This window comes from Affinundibacterium seohonense, from assembly GCF_014284305.1.
Classification (GTDB): Bacteria; Pseudomonadota; Gammaproteobacteria; order Burkholderiales; family Burkholderiaceae_D; genus Undibacterium; species Undibacterium seohonense.
Genome location: NZ_JACOFW010000098.1, coordinates 1 through 376 on the forward strand (window position 1 = coordinate 1; position 376 = coordinate 376).

The window sequence follows — 376 nt, forward strand, 5'->3', positions numbered from 1 at the left end:
GTGGCTGTGCTGTTGTAATCGGCACCGGCTGTTGCTGTACCACCGCCTAAGTTGTAAGCATAAGTGGACGCCACAGTTGTGGTTGCGCTTAAGCTGACGGTGTAGACCAGATCATTGCCTTCGACCACATTGTCACCAGCGACGCCTGGTGCGCCTGGTTCGACTGTGGTGATGCTTGGTTGGTCATCATCCAAGATACCGCCATTGCCTGTTACCCCACCGATCACCAATGGTAAGGATTCTGGGGACGCGGAATCGACGACACTGTCGTTGATTGTGGCGACGGTGACCGTGAAGCTGGAAACACCGGCTGGAACGATCAGGCTGCCACCAACTAAGGTCACGCCATTGCTAAATGTGGCTGTGCTGTTGTAAT

At 54.5% G+C, this 376-nt stretch carries 1 pseudogene; it reads right to left on the bottom strand.

The annotated features are described in order from the left end of the window. A pseudogene (locus tag H8K52_RS20720) lies at nucleotides 1-376 on the bottom strand (hypothetical protein); the annotation flags it as partial.